The organism is Lachnoclostridium sp. An76, assembly GCF_002161355.1.
Taxonomy (GTDB): domain Bacteria; phylum Bacillota; class Clostridia; order Lachnospirales; family Lachnospiraceae; genus Mediterraneibacter; species Mediterraneibacter caccavium.
Window position 1 is genome coordinate 45544 of sequence record NZ_NFHL01000012.1, and the last position, 17644, is coordinate 63187.

Below are 17644 nucleotides of genomic sequence, written 5' to 3' on the forward strand. Positions count from 1 at the left end.
ATTACATAAAGAGAGGTACTTATCATGAACAGAGAACTTTTTGTAAAGCTTCTCCAGCAGCGGCAGTTCAAAGCTGTGAGAAGTATTTTGGATGTAATGAACGAAGTGGACATAGCCTCACTGCTCTCGGAGCTCGATGACCGTGAGCTTGCTCTCGCCTTCCGCCTCATCCCGAAGGATAAGGCAGCGGAAGTATTTTCCAACATGGAGACTTCCATGCAGACATACCTTGTGGAGATCTTTTCGGAGAAAGAGTTAAAAGAGCTGCTGGATGACCTGTACATGGACGATACTGTGGATCTTCTCGAAGAACTTCCGGCAAATCTTGTGAACCGTATCCTGGATACGGTCAGCGCGCCGGACCGGAAGCTGATCAACCAGCTCCTGAACTATCCCGACGACAGTGCCGGGAGCATTATGACCACAGAATATGTAGATATCAGGGAAACCATGACTGTATCCCAGTCCATGGCGCATATCAAAGAGACCGGGATCCATAAAGAAACGATCTACACCTGCTATGTTACGAATAAGAGAAAACTGGTCGGCATCGTCAGCGCCAAAGACCTGATGACTTCCGATGATGATCTGCTGATCAGAGACCTGATGGAGACGGAGATCATCTCCGTGAACACGCACACAGACCAGGAGGAAGTGGCGCGGCTCTTCACCAGGTACGACCTGCTCGCTCTCCCTGTCCTGGATCAGGACGGGCTGATGGTGGGCATTGTCACAGTCGATGATGCCATGGACGTCATGGTGGACGAGGCGACCGAGGATATCACGAAGATGGCGGCCATGAGCCCCGGAGAGAAAGACTATTTTGAAATGTCCGTGTTCGAGCACGCGCGGCACCGGATCGTATGGCTGCTGATCCTTATGTTTTCCGCCACCATCACGGGCACGATCATCACCAGATATGAGGATGCCTTTGCAGCGGTCCCGATCCTGGTATCCTTCATCCCCATGCTCATGGACACAGGCGGGAACTGCGGCTCCCAGAGCGCTACGCTGATCATCCGCGGGATCGCGCTGGATCAGATCCGTTTTAAGGACATTTTCCGGGTCATCTTCAAAGAATTCCGTGTATCCCTGATCGTGAGCGTAGTGCTCGCACTGGCGAACGGACTGCGGATCCTGATCATGTATAAAGACGCAGCTCTGGCCCTTGTGATCGCTCTGTCGCTGATCGGCACGGTCATCATCTCCAAGCTGATCGGATGCATCCTGCCGCTCCTGGCAAAGAAAGTCCGCCTGGACCCGGCGATCATGGCCTCGCCCCTGATCACGACGCTTGTTGACACTTGTTCGATATTGATCTATTTTAATATAGCGACAATGCTGTTCAATCTGTGAAGCGAAAAATCTGTATGCCAGATCCGCGCGGAAAGCTCAGCCGGCAGATGATCCCTGGCGGGAAAAGCAGACGGCAGAAAGTCCCGGACTGGCAGCAAAGATGGCAGAAAGCAGGACAGCCCGTGGAAATCCAGAAGATCTGAAACCTGGATTTCCACGGGCTGTCCTTTTATTTTCATTCTGAGCTTTTATATTTTGTTTTCCAGAGCCTCTGCCTGATTACTCGATCACCTTGAGCCATCCTTCCGGAGCCTCGATGTGTCCCATCTGGATGCCTGTCAGCGTATCGTACAGTTTCTGCGTAACCGGTCCCATCTTCTCCATCCCGCTCGGGAAGCAGATCTCTTTGCCGTGGTCCACCACTTTTCCGACCGGAGAGATCACTGCCGCTGTCCCGCACAGTCCGCACTCCGCGAAGTCTTTTACTTCGTCGAAGTATACGTCTCTCTCCTCGACTTCCAGTCCGAGATAGTGCTCAGCGACATACATGATGGATCTTCTCGTGATGGACGGAAGGATCGTTGTAGAATGCGGGGTAACGATCTTGTTGTCCTTTGTCACGAAGATAAAGTTCGCCCCGCCGGTCTCCTCCACCTTTGTCCTTGTCGCGGAATCCAGGTACATATTTTCATCGAAACCATTTGCGTGCGCAGTCACGATCGCATGGAGGCTCATGGCATAGTTGAGTCCCGCCTTGATATGGCCTGTGCCGTGCGGCGCCGCGCGGTCAAAGTCTGAGACGCAGATCGTGATGGGCTTTGCCCCACCTTTGAAGTACGGTCCCACCGGAGTCGTGAATACACGGAACTGATACTCATCCGCAGGCTTCACTCCGATGACAGGGTTGATGCCGAACATATACGGTCTGATATACAGGGTCGCGCCGGAACCATAGGGCGGCACATACGCTGCATTTGCCTTTACTGTCTGCACTACCGCGTCCACAAAACGGTCCTCCGGGAATACCGGCATCTCCAGGCGCTTCGCGGAATCTACCATACGCGCCGCGTTGAGGTCCGGGCGGAAGGTAACGATACGCCCGTCTTCTGTTGTGTATGCCTTCATTCCTTCAAAGACAGTCTGCGCATACTGGAGCACGCCCGCGCATTCATTCATCGTAATGTTCGCGTCATCGACAAGCGCTCCTTCATCCCATTTTCCGTCCTTATAGTTGGATACATACCTCTTGTCTGTCTGTATATAGCCAAACCCGAGATTTTCCCAGTCAATATTTTTCTTCTCCATTGTGAATCCTCCATTCCTCCGGTCAAAACAGGCCTTTCATTTGTTCTGGTGACATTATAATACTGTGGTTAAGAAAAATCAAGAGTGCGCTCTGTTTTTTACCTTTCCATCATACTGATGGACTCGATGCCCACGCTTCCGCCTCTTACGACCTCAATCCGTTTGAACTCTTCCTTCATCAGTTTCACCACCGCGTCGTTCTTTGTCGCAGTCTGCACGAACTCCACGAGCACGCTGTCCCGCCCGTAATCGATGACCTTTGCCTTAAATGTCTCCGCGATCTGGAATACTTCTACTTTCGCCGCCGGCGTACAGTTAAATACTTTTACATAGAGGATTTCCTTCATCCTCACGAAGATATCCGTAAAGTCAATGACCTTTATGACCTCAACCATACGGTTCAGCTGTTTTTTGATCTGCTCAAATGTCTCGTCGTCACTGACCGTGGCGATGGTCATCCTGGAGACTGTGGGATCCTCTGTCGTTCCCACAGTCAGGCTGTCCAGGTTGTAAGATTTCCCGGAAAAAAGCCCTGATATCTTCGAAAGTACGCCCACCTGGTTCTCCACATAGAGAGAGATCCATCTCTTTTTCATGCCGTTATCCATTCTTACGCTCTCCTTTCCATCAGCAGTCGATGATCATCTCTTCCAGCGTGCCGCCGGGCTGGATCATCGGATAGACTAAATCTTCGGGATCTATGATAAATTCGATCAGTGTCGGGACCTTTGTCTCTGCCTTTGCCGCCTCAAACGCCGCAGCGATCTCTTCTTTCTTTGTCACGCGGATCCCTTTCGCACCGTAGCTCTCCGCCAGCTTTACAAAATCCGGTGTGTACTCCGGCATCTGCTCCCCGTTGGTCCTGCGGTAGAGAGCGCCTGCGCGCAGATTGGTCATGCCGTATCTCTTTCCGTAGAACAGCTTCTGCCACTGGCGCACCATGCCCAGATATTCATTGTTGAATACGCACAGGATGAGCGGCAGCTCCTCCAGGACCGCGGTGGCGAATTCCTGGATATTCATCTGCATGCCCCCGTCCCCGGAGATTGCGATGACCGTCTTGTCGGGATTGCCCAGCTTCGCGCCGATGGCAGCGGGGAAGCCGTAACCCATCGTTCCCAGTCCGCCGGATGTGACGAGCTGCTTCTTCTCTGTGATCTCCGCGTACTGGGTGACGAACATCTGATGCTGTCCCACGTCCGTTGCGATGATCGCATCGTCAAACTGGCGGTTCATTTCTTCGATAATGTCCATGGGAGTCATATGGCTGTGGTTCTTCATGGTGAGCGGGTGCTCTGCCTTCCACTCCCGGATCCGCTCCAGCCATTCTGAGGTCTCACACGGTTCTACATACTCGTTCATCTTAGTGACCGCTTCCAGGGCATCCGCCACGATAGGCACATGTACATGGATGTTCCTCGAGATGGATGCTGTGTCAATATCAATGTGTACGATCTCCGCATTCGGAGCAAATGCGTGGAGCTTTCCCGTGATACGGTCATTAAACCTGGTCCCGATGGAGAAGAGCAGGTCGCACTCCCCGACCGCCATGTTCGCCGCATACTGCCCGTGCATCCCCAGATTGCCGATAAACAGCGGATGGTTCGTCGGGATCGCTCCCCTTCCCATGATCGTCGTCACGACCGGCACATTCGTCTTTTCGACCACTTCCGTAAACACCTGGTTCGCCCGCGCGATATTCACGCCGCCCCCTGCGAGGAATAACGGCTTTTTCGCTTTTTTCAGCATCTTCAGCGCGCGCTTTAACTGACCCATGTGGACGCTCGTATTCGGCTTATAGCCGCGGATGTTGACTGTCTCCGGGTAATCCGGGCTTCCCAGCTCTCCCATCACATCCTTCGGAAGGTCGATGAGCACCGGTCCCGGACGCCCTGTCCTTGCGATATAAAACGCCTCTTTGATGATCCGCCCCAGATCTTCCCTGTTCCGCACAGTCACCCCGTACTTTGTGATGCTCCGGGTAATGCCCACGATATCCACTTCCTGGAACGCGTCGTTCCCGATCAGGTGCTTCGCCACCTGCCCGGTAAAACATACAAGCGGGACACTGTCATAATTCGCCGTCGCAAGGCCTGTGACCAGGTTGGTCGCTCCCGGGCCGCTTGTGACAAGGCAGACCCCCACCTTACCCGTAGTCCTCGCATACGCGTCCGCCTCATGGACCAACGCCTGCTCGTGGCGCGGGAGGATGACGCGGATATCATCCTGCTTATACAGCTCGTCGCTGATATCAATGGTGCACGCCCCCGGGTAGCCGAAGATCGTGTCCACTCCTTCCTCTTTCAAAGCTCTTACCAGTAATTTGTTCCCTGTGATCTTTCTCAATTTCCCTGCCTCCTTTTCCCGTATAAGACCTTTACGCCGACTGTATCCATACGTCTGTCCATATCCGTACACAGCCGTGTACAGTGCAGTGTAAAAGAAAACCCTGAGCATACAATGCTCAGGGCGAATGTACCATCCGTGTTACCACCTAAATTCAGAGAATCCTCTCTGCACTCTGCCGGTACGGGAATGCCTCTGCATCCGATACCGTTTCCCAGTAACGCGGGAACCACGTTGGAGCCTACTTGGCGCTCTGCCGTTCAGTCCACTGCTCGAAGGCTACCTTCCATAACTTCTTCACGGAGATTCACACCTGCCATCTCCTCTCTTTGCATCGGAAACTATGTACTCCTCCTTGTCACTGCATTTGATGTATGGTCTTAAAACTGAAATTTAAGTACATTATAGTGTGTATAATTATCATTGTCAATCGCATTTTCTTGATCTTTTTTAAGGGTCAGACCCCTCTTAACAGGGGTCTGACCCCTTTTGCCAAAGCTGTCAGAATATTCTACTCTTTTTCCAGACTTTCCCCATCCTCAGAATACCCGTGAATACCATCCGCATAACTGTCCCCGTCGATCACAAGATACCCATTATAGCTCACCGTGTGCTCTGTGCCGTCCTTCATTGTGATATACAGTGTCCTGGACATCCCCATTATTGGCTCCGGATCTCTGATATACCTTCCGGTACTCTGGTTGATCAGGCTGACAACGTCCCCAAACTCCTCTTCCTCAAAGCTCCGGTGCCTTTCATCTTCTGCTGAAGGCATGACGGTCATCTCGATCTGCGCCACATCGGACGCTTCCAGATTGCGCGCCCAAGTCATGCTCTCCCGCCGGGACGGGATCTTCCAGTAAGCCAGGATACCGATAAGGACGAGTAAAACGAGGGCAATAACTGTGAACACTGCAATGCGCATCTTCTTATCTGTTCTTTTTCCCATAACGCATCCTCCTCCCCCTTCCAGACAAACTCCGGTCATTTTCTGCCGCTGTATCTTTTTCTGTTTCTATATATCAGAGCCTCTGAAAGAAGATTTTGTTGCATGCCGGGCAAAGCCGGATTTTCTATTTTGTACCCCGGTTCTTCACAGTCCCGAAAATGGTATACAGGAGAAGCGCCGCTATATTCGCCATGACTACGCTCGCTCCCGCAGGAGTCGCCCATACATAGGAAACCGTGATCCCGATGACCAGGCATACGACAGAGATCACAGCAGAATTGATGATGACGCTTTTAAATGTCCTGCACACCCGCATGGATGTGAGCGCCGGGAAAATGATCAGGCTTGAGATCAGGAGCGCCCCCATCATCCGCATCCCCAGCACGATGGTGACCGCCGTCAGGATCGCGATCAGCGTGTTGTACAGGTCTGCCTTCACACCGGTCGCCTGGGCAAATGTCTCGTCAAATGTAATGGCAAAGATCTTGTGGTAAAAAAATACATACAGCGCCAGCACGATCACTGCCAGCACCACGCTCAGCCTGACGTCCCCTGCGCTCATGGCAAGGATACTCCCGAACATATAGTTGTACACATCTGTATTCATTCCTGTTGTCATGGAGATCACCATGACGCCCACTGCAAGCGAGCTGGTGGAGATCAGCGCGATCGCCGCGTCGCCTTTGATCCGGCTGTTCCCCCGGATGCGCAGGAGCAGGACCGCCGCAACGATGACCACCGGGATCGCCACGGCAAGAGGAGCCGCGTTCAGCGCCGCCGCCACGGCGAGGGCGCCGAATCCCACATGGGAAAGCCCGTCCCCGATCATGGAATAGCGTTTCAGCACAAGGCTCACTCCCAGAAGGGAAGAGCACAGCGCCACGAGCGCGCCCACAATGAACGCCCGCACCATGAACGGATAGGAAAACATCTCGATCACATTTTCAAGCATGGCGTTCACCTCCGTTTTCTGCTTTATCCGCTCCTTCCAGGAATCTCCTTCCGATCCGGCTCTTCCTGTATTCCTCCGCTGTCCCGAAGAAAAGCATCTTCTCCTGGAGGTGCAGGATGTGGCTTGCGTCCTCCACCGCGCTCTCGATATCATGGGAGACCATCACTACCGCGATGCCGGACTCCCGGTTGATCCTGCGGATAAGCTGATAGAATTCTGCCGTCACGATGGGATCGAGCCCGGTCACAGGCTCATCCAGCAGGAGCATTGTCTTCGTAGCACAGAGCGCGCGCGCAAGGAGAGCCCTCTGCTTCTGTCCCCCGGACAGTTCCCGGTAGCACTGCTTCGCCAGATCCCGGATCCCCAGAAGCTCCAGTTTCTCTTCCGCCGCCTTTTTGTCCGCATTTGTATAAAAAGGCTTAAGCCCGCGGCTGTTCAGCCTCCCTGAGAGGACCACCTCGTACACGCTGGCCGGAAAATCCTTCTGCGTGTCTGTCTGCTGAGGCAGGTATCCGATCTCGTTTTTCTTCAGCCCATCTCCGTAGATGATACGCCCCTTTTCTACATTTTTCAGCCCGAGAAGGCTCTTCACAAGGGTGCTCTTCCCGGAACCATTTTCTCCGACGATACAGAGATAATCCCCTGCGCCGATGGAAAAATCCAGGTCGCGCACTACTGTCTGCCCCTCATATCCGATGGAAACATCCTCACATCTGATCAGCGCCATCCGTTCAAAACCTCCTTCAGCGTCTCCACGTTTTTCTGCATCATACTCAGATAAGTCTCTCCGCTCTCAAAATCTTCCGCCGACAGATTGTGGCAGCTGTAAAATACTTTCACCTCTGTCCCAGTCGCCTCTGCGATGGCATTAGCAATATCGTCATTGCTCAGCTCCATCTTCAGTACAGCGGGAACCTTCTCCTCTTTCACCTTGTCGATCAGGAATGCCATCGTCGCAGCGCTCGGCTCAGTGTCGCCCGCACATCCCGGGAACGCGGCATAATAGTCCAGACCATACTCGTCCGCAAAATACCGGAACGGGAAGCGGTCGCCAAAGATCAGGAGCTTTCTCCGGGCATGGTCCGCCACATCGCGGAATTCCTGGTCCAGCTTCGCCAGCTCTTCCTCATATGCCGCCGCATTCTCCTCATAAACCGCTTCGCCGGACGGATCTGCCTGGATCAGGATTTCTTTGATCCTCTCCACGATCAGAGCAGCGTTTACCGGAGAGGTCCACACATGCTCGTCGATCTCATGGACAGAATGTGTATCCTCCCCTGCTTCCCCGCCGTAAGGATCCGCGTCATCCTCCTCATGGTCATCATGGTCATGGCCGGGGGATTCTTTCATCCCCTCAACGTGCTCCTCTTCAACGGTATCCACGCAGTCGATCATCCGAAGCGTCAGACGGCCGCCTTCCGGCATGGAGCTTAAGATATCCTCCACCCAGACGTCATTTTCCCCGCCTGTGTAGATAAAAACATCGCTCTCCTGTATCGCAATGATATCCTGGGGAGTCGGCTCATAGGAATGGCTCTCCTCCCCAGGTTTTAAAAGCATTTTCAGCTCCACACGGTCTCCCGCGATCTCCCGGACAAAGTCATAAGGCGGAAAGATCGTGGTCACCACGCTGATCCTTGCTTCTGACCGCCCGTTTTCTCCGCTCTGCTGGTCACTGCCCTGCTGCCCGCTGGCAGTCTGATCGCTGTTTTGCTGTGCGCCGCCCTGGTGTTTACTGCCCTGCTGCCCGCTGTCTTTCTGCGTGCTGCAGGCGGTAAGGAGCGACACGGACGCGAGCACTGCCACAGACAGGAGCATAACTGATTTAAGCCAGCTGAATATCCGAGTCGGCTTAATGTATCTCTTTATCTTCTTATTTTCTCTCATATTTCGTAAAACGGAACTCCAGGTCAAAGCAAGTCTGCTCTTCCCCTTCCTCCGTCATCTCCCATTCTTCCATCTCATCCAGGTTCGGGAAAAATGTGTCCGCCTGGAACGCACGGTCGATCTTGGTCACAAAAACCGTGTCGCAGAAGGGAAGCATCATCCGGTAAACGCTCTCCCCGCCGATCACATACACTCTTTCCGTATCGTATTTCTTCAGTTCCTCCAACAGCTCATCCTGTGAGTGCACGATCACCGCGTCCTTCACCTGATAACTCTGATTCCCCGTGAGCACGATGTTTACGCGGTTCTTAAGCGGAAGCCCGTTGGGGAAACTCTCCAGTGTCTTACGCCCCATTACCACCACATTTCCTGTCGTCGTCTCCCTGAAAAACTTCATATCCGAAGGAATGCTGACAAGCAGTTTGTTCTGATATCCGATCCCCCAGTTTTTATCTGCTGATAATATTGCTTTCATAATATTTCCTTTCTTTCTCTGGCTCTTCACTTCCCGGAGCATAACGCTTTTCTTCCGGCGGCTTTATTCTTCATTTAAATCCGCCTACACCGCGACCGGGATATTTTTGATCTGCGGATGAGTCTCATAATGGTCCAGCCTCACGTCATCCGGCGTAAAGTCATAGAAGTCTTTGATCTCCGGGTTCAGCCAGAATGTCGGCGCCGGAAGAGGCTCCCTTGAGATCAGCTCCTCGATCATGGGCACATGTCTGTCATAGATATGTGCGTCCGCCATCACATGGACAAACTCTCCGGGCTTCATGCCGCACACCTGCGCCAGCATGTAGATCAGCACCGCATACTGGCAGACATTCCAGTTATTCGCAGTCAGGACGTCCTGGGATCTCTGGTTCAGGATACCGTTCAGAGTCAGGACATCACTGTCTTTCTCCTTCGTCACGTTAAACGTCATGCTGTACGCGCACGGATACAGGTTCATTTCATGCAGGTCCTGATGCACATAGATATTCGTCATGATCCGGCGGCTGTACGGGTTATTCTTCAGATCATAGATCACCCGGTCCGTCTGGTCCATCATCCCTTCCTTGTACTGATGCTTCACCCCCATCTGATAGCCGTATGCCTTGCCAATAGAACCGCTCTCGTCCGCCCAGCTGTCCCAGATATGGCTCTTTAATTCATTCACATTATTGGACTTCTTCTGCCAGATCCACAGAAGCTCGTCCACACAGCTCTTGATCGCTGTGCGCCGCAGTGTCAGCGCCGGGAACTCCTTTGACAGGTCATACCGGTTGACCACCCCGAACTTCTTGATCGTATACGCGGAAGTGCCGTCCTCCCAGACAGGGCGCACCTTCTCCCCTTCTGTACTCGTGCCATTTTCAATAATATCTCTGCACATGTCGATAAAAACTTTGTCTGCGTAGCTCATAATATTCTCCTTTTTCTGACAATTCTCCCCAAAGGGGTCAGACCCCTCTTAACAGGGGTCTGACCCCTTTTCCTCAAATCGTCTGTCAATCATCACGGATCTGCAATATTGTACAACAACTTTTCCAAATATCTCCGCAGCGCCTCCACTTCCCGCTTTGTCATCCCGCGGGTCAGTTCCCGGTCCAGCTTTCTCCTGTCCGATTCCATCCGTCTCTGGATATCATATGCCTTTTCCGTAAGATAGATATTTTTCTTCCTTTTATCATTTGCATTGGGCACGCACAGGATATACCCTTTCTCGTCCAGTCTCTTTAAGATCCCGGTCACAGTCGGGTTTTTGAGGTTCAGATTCTTCTCTACATCCCGCTGGCTCACTTCCTCTTTGCTCGTATGGAACAGGTAATCAAGCACCGCGCACTGTGAGGACGTGATCCCTGTGTCACGCAGCCGCTCATTCAATTCTTTTTCAAATACATTATTGATCTGCTTGATCAAAAAGCCCATTGGCCTGCCGCGCCGCTCCATTTTCCTCTCTCCGTATCTTCTTAAAGCTGATTATCTCTGATTTCCAATCAGTCCTCAGTATAGCATAGAATGCTCCCGCAAAAAAGCCCTGTGAATGATGATTATCTTCAACATCCTGTGTTCTTAATACATCTGGTCAGTAAATGCTGTAAAATACTATATCGGACATACGAAAAAGCACCCGCATCTCTTCTGAGATATCAGGTGCTTCTTTCAGAGCGACAGACGGGGTTCGAACCCGCGACCCCGACCTTGGCAAGGTCGTACTCTACCAACTGAGCCACTGTCGCATTTCCTGTGTTCCTGACCGGAACAATAAATACTATACTATAAGGTCCAGGAAATGTCAACAGCTTTTTTAAAGTTTTTTTGCAAGTTTTTTGCAAACCCTTTACAGCCGCTTCAGCGCGGGATAAAATCCCACAAATTTCCGATACTGCCTCTCATATTTTTCAACCAGCTCTTCTTCCGGCTCCACGGTAGAAATAACCTTCACCAATTTCTCTGCCGCCATTTCAACAGAGGGGAACACACCACATCCCACTGCCGCCAGGATCGCTGCCCCGTACCCCGGGCCCTCCTCGCTCTCGATAAGATCCACTTTCATATCCATGACATTCGCTATGATCTTTCTCCACAGCGGGCTTCTTGCGCCTCCGCCGCAGAGCATAGTCCTCTTCGGCGCCGCGCCGATACTCCTCGCCGCCTCCAGCGAATCCCGCAGGCCGAAAGCGACGCCCTCCAGAACAGCAAGAGTCATATCCGCCCGGGTCGTATCCATACTCATGCCGATAAATGCAGCCCTTGCGTCCGGATCATTATGCGGAGAGCGCTCGCCCATCAGATAGGGGAGAAAAAATACCTGATTCTCTCCGAGTCCGGCTGCATCCGCCTGCTCCCCTGCATAATCTTTTGTCTTCAGGATCTCATCCATCCACCATTTATTGCAGGACGCCGCACTGAGCATACATCCCATGAGATGATAATGACCATCCGCATGCGCGAACGAATGAAGCGCATTATTTTCATCCACGCCGAACTTCCCCCGCGAAATAAACAACGTGCCAGAAGTGCCCAGAGAGAGATTACATTTTCCGTCTCCCACGGTCCCCGTACCGACTGCCGCGGCGGCATTGTCCCCTGCCCCGGCAATGATCTTCACGTCTTCCGTCAGCCCCAGCTCTGCTGCCACTTCCGGCTTCAATGTCCCCACAGGCTCCCAGCTCTCATACAGCCCGGGGAGCTGCTCCCGCGCGATCCCGCAGAGCCTGAGCATCTCCCCGGACCAGCATTTATGTTCCACATCGAGAAGGAGCGTGCCTGACGCATCGGAATAGTCTGTACAGAATGTTCCCGAAAGCCGGTATGCCAGATAATCTTTCGGGAGCATGATCTTTCTGATCCTGGCAAAATTTTCGGGTTCATTGTCTTTCATCCAGAGTATCTTTGGAGCAGTAAACCCTGCAAATGCGATATTCCCGGTATGTCTTGAGAGTGTCTTCCTCCCGACAACATTGTTCAGATACTCTGTCTGATCTGCTGAACGCCCGTCATTCCACAGGATCGCCGGGCGGATCACCCTGTCATCCTCGTCCAGTGCCACGAGCCCGTGCATCTGCCCGCCGAAGCTGATCCCCTGCACCTGACTCTTCTCACATTCCGAAATCAGTTCCTTTAACCCTTCCACAGTCTGCGCAAACCAGTCCTCCGGGTCCTGCTCCGCCCATCCCGGCCTGGGGAAATACAGCGGATATTCCTTTGACACAACCTTATGTATGCTTCCATCCTCATCCATCAGCAGCAGCTTTACCGCCGATGTTCCCAGATCTATCCCTATAAACAGCATGTCATTGCCTCTCCGTTATGATTTCTTATATCTGTATCCTATCCCCACGGATTTTCCGTCGGATACCTCACTCCCTTCGGCTGGTTATATCCGATCTCTCCGACCGGGACGCCGATATATTTAAATACTTCAAACAACGCTTTCCCGTGATGTCCGAACGCCACCGCGCCGTGATGCGGATAATTCTTCTCGATCAGCACATGGCGGTAAAAGCGCCCCATCTCCGGGATCGCGAACACACCGATAGAGCCGAACGATCTGGTCTTCACGGGCAGCACCTCGCCCTGGGCCACATACGCGCGCAGGAGATTATCTGATGTGCTCTGCAGGCGGTAAAACGTAATATCCCCCGGGATGATATCGCCTTCCAGCGTCCCCTGTGTCACTTCCTCCGGCAGGGTCCTCGCCATGATCAGCTGATTCCCCATCTCGCAGGAACAGAGCTTGGAAGAAGCAGTATTGCCGCAGTGGAACCCCATGAAGACATCCTTCTGCGTATACGGGAACTTCCCTTCGATGCTCTCTTTAAACATATCCGCCGGAACCGTATTGTTGATATCAAGCAGTGTCACCGCATCCTGGCTTACGACAGTTCCGATGAACTCGCTTAAGCACCCGTAAATATCCACTTCGCAGGATACCGGGATCCCCCGCGCTGCAAGACGGCTGTTCACATAGCACGGCACGAACCCGAACTGTGTCTGGAACGCAGGCCAGCATTTCCCCGCGATCGCCACGTATTTCCGATATCCCCTGTGCTCCTCCACCCAGTCTGTGAGCGTAAGCTCATACTGGGCGAGCTTTTGCAGGATCTCCGGCTTTTTATTGCCTTCTCCGAGCTCCTCTTCCATCTCTTTTACAACAGCCGATATCCTTTCATCTCCCGCATGTCTGTTAAACGCCTCAAAGAGATCCAGCTCTGAGTTTTCCTCGATTTCCACCCCGATATTGTAAAGTTGCTGGATCGGCGCGTTGCACGCGAGGAAATTCAGCGGGCGGGGCCCGAAGCTGATGATCTTCAGGCTGTTCAGCCCGATCACAGCCCTGGCGATGGGCTCAAACTCATGGATCATATCCGCACATTCCTCCGCAGTCCCGACCGGATACTCTGGTATGTACGCCTTTACACCCCGAAGCTTCAGGTTGTAGCTGGCGTTGAGCATCCCGCAGTATGCGTCCCCGCGCCCCTGTATTAAGTCGTCCTGGGTCTCCTCCGCCGCGGCGATAAACATCTTCGGTCCGTCAAAATGCTTTGCCAGCAGCGTCTCTGAGATCTCCGGTCCGAAATTTCCCAGGTATACGGCCAGCGCATTGCAGCCTGCCCTCCTGATATCCTCGAGTGCCTGCACCATGTGGATCTCGCTCTCCACGATGCAGACCGGACATTCATAGACTGTCCCCTCTCCGTATTTCTTCGTGTACGCGTCGATCAGCGCCCTTCTCCTGTTCACGGACAGGCTCTCCGGGAAACAGTCCCTGCTGACCGCCACGACTCCGATCTTTAATTCCGGCATATTGTTCATGTTATGCTCCTCCCTTTCTCTGACTTTGCATTTCCATGCACCTATAATGTCATTTTATCAACTTATCCTCCGCTTTACGACCGAATAATTAGCCTTTTTATGCCCATTTCTTATCCTTTCGATGATTTTCGCTCTCTCTGCGCCCTATATTCGCTTGGCAGAATCCCATACTTCTTCCGAAATGCCCGGGCAAGCGCCTTGCTGCCTGAAAATCCATTGCGGATCGCAGCCTCTGTGATACTGTACTCCCTGCTTTCAAGATCTTTCACCGCATGTCCAAGACGGATATTCTGCACATGATCTTTAAATGTGATCCCTGCGTACTTCTGAAACATGCGCGACAGGTAAGTAGGGGAATATCCGAACTCTTCCGCCACTTTCTCAAGACTGAGACTGTTCCTGTAATTTTCTTTCATATAAGAAGTGATCCCGGACAGCCTGTCCAGTGTTTTATTTTTCCTCACATAATCCTGCCCGGTCTCAGGCAGCCGGTAATCTTTTACCAGATAATATAGGATATCATAAAATACGCTCATCATCTTCATATCATACCCGCATGTCTTTTCCTCATATAGCTGGTACAATTCTCTCATCAGTTCCATGAACCTCTCATCCCGCTTCCCCGGCTCGTGTGTGAACCAGATAAACTGCTCTCCGGTAAAATAATCCTCAAACAGCTCAAGCGGGATCTGGAGAACGATCGTCTCATTCGGCAGAGGAGAGTCCACGGAATGCACCTCATTGGAATTCACGATCAAGAATTCTCCTGCACTCAAATGCCAGAGCCTGTCATCAATATAAAATCCAAGTTCCCCGCTGCACACGGCAAAAATCTCTACCGAGCGGTGCCAGTGTCTGTCTCTTCGGTAATTTCCATCTCTTCCTTCAAAAATAAAAAGCTTAAAAGGAAAACCCGGTTCCGGTACGATCAATTCATGTGAAAACTGCATAGAGATACTCCTTCTGATATTTCGGATCCCATAGCCTGGATAGAGGATCCTGTTTACATTCCCGTGTCAGTATCTATTCATATAAGCAAGTATAACATTCCAGCAGAGTTTCGTATACCGCATCCGTCCTGTATCTTTTTTCGTTCTTCATCTTGACTTTTAAATACTACAATTGTAATATTTATAAAAAAGCTTTAAGGAGGACCGATCATGAATCACTCATCCCTGTCAGGTTTTATCAGATCCGTTGTTCTGTTCCTTGCCTGCACTACTTTCACACTGACAGGCTGTACACAGTCCCCATCGGATACTTTTCCCGAAGATCCGGCCCGGGATACAGGATCCTCAAACAGCCCGGACCGATCCGATCCAGAAGAAACCGCTCTGTACGCTTCCTGTCTGGAAACCGCGGACAGCTTTCAGGATATCTATGAACAGGCTTCCCAGTCAGGTGCACTTAACTCTCTTGAAACACAGGAGGAGATCATCACCCGGTTGGGCGAAAAGGGCTGCTGTGCTTCTGACGCTGATAATCAGATCAATATGGAAAACTCCGAAATACTGGAAGACTTCCTGTCCGCCGCAGGAGCCGGAGAAGAAGCGGATGCCACTGTTCTCCTTGTCATGGAAGGCGGAAGCGTTATATACTATGACCTGCGGACACAGGACGGCAGCATCAGCGTGCGGAGATGCACCCTCTACTGGGATGACGGCTCGCCGAAGGCAGGCTATTACGAGGCATTTACCGCCGAGAAATGGTGTTACACAGAAAGCGGCTATTTCTTTTTCGACCAGTACCGGATGCCCGGGTATGACGGCCCGCCCGGGGAGATCGGCATCCGCGTCAAGCCGCTGGACTCTGACTGCAGGGAATACAACCGGAAATATGTGATGCCCGTGGGCTATAACAGAAATAATGTCCTGATCTCGGACTGGAGCGAATCTGACGGTTTCGGCTCCTTGAATTTCTATGATCTGTATGATCTGATGTACCGGATGAAATACGGCACGGAGGCACCCTACCCATACGAATACACCGGGGCGGAATATGAAATCCCCGCATCCGAATTTGACAGCGTGCTTCAGTCCTATCTGAATATCAGCACGGATACCATAAGATCCCGCGCCGTATACTATCCCGAGAGTGATACTTACCAGTACCGTCCAAGAGGGCTGGAGGATGCAGAATACCCCTACTCGCCCTATCCCGAAGTTACTGCGTATGAGACCCGGCCGGACGGTACTCTGAAACTGACCGTGCAGGCAGTCCAGACTACGAACCTCACCGACCAGGCAGTCATCAGCGAACTCGTTGTACGCCCCCTGCCGGACGGAAGCTTTCAATATGTCTCCAATCGCGTGACCGGGACCACAGAAGGGATCAGCGGCACATGGTTCACTCCAAGGCTTACGGAAGAGGAGTGGAATTACAGATACCGGTAATGAATCCAGCTATATACACACAAGGAGGCTTTCTTCCATGAAACAGACCTACAACCGCACCCTCACCGCATGCTATACAGGCTATGTGATCCAGGCGATCGTCAATAATTTTATCCCTCTCTTATTCCTGACCTTTCAGAGCTCGTATCACATCTCCATGCGCAGCATCACCCTGCTGATCACGGTCAATTTCCTGATCCAGCTCCTGGTGGACTGTCTGTCCGCTGGATTCATCGACCGGATCGGCTACCGCGCGTCCATGGTGATCGCCCACGCCGCTGCCGCGGCAGGGCTTGTCTGCCTGACGTTCCTGCCAGAGATCCTGCCCTCCCCGTTCGCCGGGCTTCTCCTGTCCGTCGCGATCTACGCGCTGGGCGGAGGGCTTCTGGAAGTCATGCTCATCCCGATCGTGGAGGCACTTCCAACAAAGAATAAAGAGAAGACCATGAGCCTCCTGCACTCTTTCTACTGCTGGGGACATGTGGCTGTGGTTCTGATATCGACCATATTTTTTGCCTTGTTCGGACTGGGCAGCTGGAAGATCATGGCGGTCCTCTGGGCACTGGTCCCTCTTTACAATCTCTTTGTATTCCGCAAGGCTCCTCTCTGTCCTCTCATTGCCGAAGATGAAGAAGGCCTTCCGCTAGGCGCTGTACTTAAGAAGCCGGCTTTTTGGATTCTTATGGTCATCATGACCTGCGCCGGCGCCAGCGAACAGGCAGTCAGCCAGTGGGCTTCTGCATTTGCCGAGCAGGGGCTGGGAGTGAGCAAGTCTATCGGAGACCTGGCCGGTCCCATGTTTTTTGCCGTGTGCATGGGAAGCTCCCGGCTGCTTTACGGCTTTTTCGGAGAGAAATTAAATCTGAAAAAAGCAATGATCTTAAGCGGCGCGCTCTGCATTTTCTCCTACTGCATGATCTCACTTTCCCCGCTGCCTGCTCTGAGCCTTCTGGGCTGCGGGATCTGCGGCTTTTCCGTGGGGATCATGTGGCCCGGCGCGTTCAGCATCGGCGCATCCGTCCTGAAAGGAGGCGGTACCGCGCTGTTCGCCCTCATGGCGCTGGCCGGAGACCTGGGATGTTCCGGCGGTCCGTCCTTCGTGGGACTGATATCCGCACACGCAGGCGATAACCCGAAGGGGCTGTCGGTTAATACCGATTTTTGACTCCTGACAAACAAGACGGAGACAATCCCGAAGAATATGGACATTTT

Annotated in this window: 16 protein-coding genes, 1 tRNA gene and 1 other annotated feature; of the genes, 3 read left to right on the forward strand and 14 right to left on the reverse strand. The window is 52.5% G+C overall.

Features of this window, described 5'->3' with window-relative positions:
• Positions 1 to 24: 24 nt before the first annotated feature.
• On the forward strand, positions 25 to 1356 hold the full coding sequence (gene mgtE / locus B5G27_RS15005) for a magnesium transporter (RefSeq protein ID WP_087179659.1): 1332 nt from the start codon (positions 25 to 27) through the stop codon (positions 1354 to 1356).
• Between the two features lie 219 nt (positions 1357 to 1575).
• Here mgtE and B5G27_RS15010 read toward each other — a convergent pair whose 3' ends face one another.
• From B5G27_RS15010 to B5G27_RS15080, 14 genes are all read right to left on the reverse strand, one after another.
• A complete protein-coding gene (locus B5G27_RS15010; protein ID WP_087179660.1) occupies positions 1576 to 2601 on the reverse strand; it encodes a branched-chain amino acid aminotransferase in 1026 nt (341 codons plus the stop codon).
• 98 nt (positions 2602 to 2699) lie between these two features.
• Positions 2700 to 3209, reverse strand: coding sequence for an acetolactate synthase small subunit (gene ilvN / locus B5G27_RS15015; RefSeq protein ID WP_087179661.1), 510 nt, complete (start codon positions 3207 to 3209; stop codon positions 2700 to 2702).
• Positions 3210 to 3228: 19 nt separating this feature from the next.
• On the reverse strand, positions 3229 to 4947 hold the full coding sequence (gene ilvB, locus B5G27_RS15020) for a biosynthetic-type acetolactate synthase large subunit (RefSeq protein ID WP_087179662.1): 1719 nt from the start codon (positions 4945 to 4947) through the stop codon (positions 3229 to 3231).
• A gap of 116 nt (positions 4948 to 5063) precedes the next feature.
• Positions 5064 to 5318 (reverse strand) — a binding site (T-box leader).
• Positions 5319 to 5458: 140 nt separating this feature from the next.
• The gene (locus tag B5G27_RS15030; protein WP_087179664.1) at positions 5459 to 5896 is read right to left on the reverse strand and encodes a hypothetical protein; all 438 of its coding nucleotides are present in this window, start codon (positions 5894 to 5896) and stop codon (positions 5459 to 5461) included.
• 124 nt (positions 5897 to 6020) lie between these two features.
• A complete protein-coding gene (locus B5G27_RS15035; RefSeq protein ID WP_087179665.1) occupies positions 6021 to 6848 on the reverse strand; it encodes a metal ABC transporter permease in 828 nt (275 codons plus the stop codon).
• Positions 6841 to 7575: a metal ABC transporter ATP-binding protein gene (locus B5G27_RS15040; protein ID WP_087179666.1), complete on the reverse strand. Its 735-nt coding sequence runs from the start codon at positions 7573 to 7575 to the stop codon at positions 6841 to 6843. The genes B5G27_RS15035 and B5G27_RS15040 overlap by 8 nt, the downstream gene beginning before the upstream one ends.
• A complete protein-coding gene (locus tag B5G27_RS15045) occupies positions 7566 to 8735 on the reverse strand; it encodes a metal ABC transporter solute-binding protein, Zn/Mn family (RefSeq protein ID WP_242958335.1) in 1170 nt (389 codons plus the stop codon). Before B5G27_RS15045 ends, B5G27_RS15040 begins: the two co-directional genes overlap by 10 nt.
• Positions 8722 to 9210 carry a dihydrofolate reductase gene (locus B5G27_RS15050; protein WP_087179676.1) on the reverse strand — a complete coding sequence of 163 codons (489 nt, stop codon included), beginning with the start codon at positions 9208 to 9210 and terminating at the stop codon, positions 8722 to 8724. The genes B5G27_RS15045 and B5G27_RS15050 overlap by 14 nt, the downstream gene beginning before the upstream one ends.
• An 84-nt stretch (positions 9211 to 9294) precedes the next feature.
• Positions 9295 to 10143, reverse strand: coding sequence for a thymidylate synthase (gene thyA, locus B5G27_RS15055; RefSeq protein ID WP_087179667.1), 849 nt, complete (start codon positions 10141 to 10143; stop codon positions 9295 to 9297).
• Positions 10144 to 10235: 92 nt separating this feature from the next.
• Positions 10236 to 10670, reverse strand: a complete 435-nt coding sequence (locus B5G27_RS15060) for a MarR family winged helix-turn-helix transcriptional regulator (RefSeq protein WP_087179668.1) — start codon at positions 10668 to 10670, stop codon at positions 10236 to 10238.
• 217 nt (positions 10671 to 10887) lie between these two features.
• Positions 10888 to 10960: transfer RNA gene (locus tag B5G27_RS15065), tRNA-Gly, on the reverse strand.
• Positions 10961 to 11061: 101 nt separating this feature from the next.
• Positions 11062 to 12516, reverse strand: coding sequence for a xylulokinase (gene xylB / locus B5G27_RS15070; RefSeq protein ID WP_087179669.1), 1455 nt, complete (start codon positions 12514 to 12516; stop codon positions 11062 to 11064).
• Between the two features lie 38 nt (positions 12517 to 12554).
• Positions 12555 to 14039 (reverse strand): L-fucose/L-arabinose isomerase family protein, encoded by a 1485-nt coding sequence (locus B5G27_RS15075; protein WP_087179670.1) that lies wholly within the window; start codon positions 14037 to 14039, stop codon positions 12555 to 12557.
• Positions 14040 to 14149: 110 nt separating this feature from the next.
• Positions 14150 to 14989 carry an AraC family transcriptional regulator gene (locus tag B5G27_RS15080; protein ID WP_087179671.1) on the reverse strand — a complete coding sequence of 280 codons (840 nt, stop codon included), beginning with the start codon at positions 14987 to 14989 and terminating at the stop codon, positions 14150 to 14152.
• 210 nt (positions 14990 to 15199) lie between these two features.
• Here B5G27_RS15080 and B5G27_RS15085 point away from each other — a divergent pair, with 210 nt between their 5' ends.
• Both B5G27_RS15085 and B5G27_RS15090 read left to right on the forward strand, forming a co-directional pair.
• Positions 15200 to 16432 (forward strand): DUF6070 family protein, encoded by a 1233-nt coding sequence (locus B5G27_RS15085; protein ID WP_242958336.1) that lies wholly within the window; start codon positions 15200 to 15202, stop codon positions 16430 to 16432.
• 37 nt (positions 16433 to 16469) lie between these two features.
• Complete coding sequence (locus B5G27_RS15090) at positions 16470 to 17597, forward strand: MFS transporter (protein ID WP_087179672.1); 1128 nt, start codon at positions 16470 to 16472, stop codon at positions 17595 to 17597.
• Positions 17598 to 17644 lie beyond the last annotated feature (47 nt).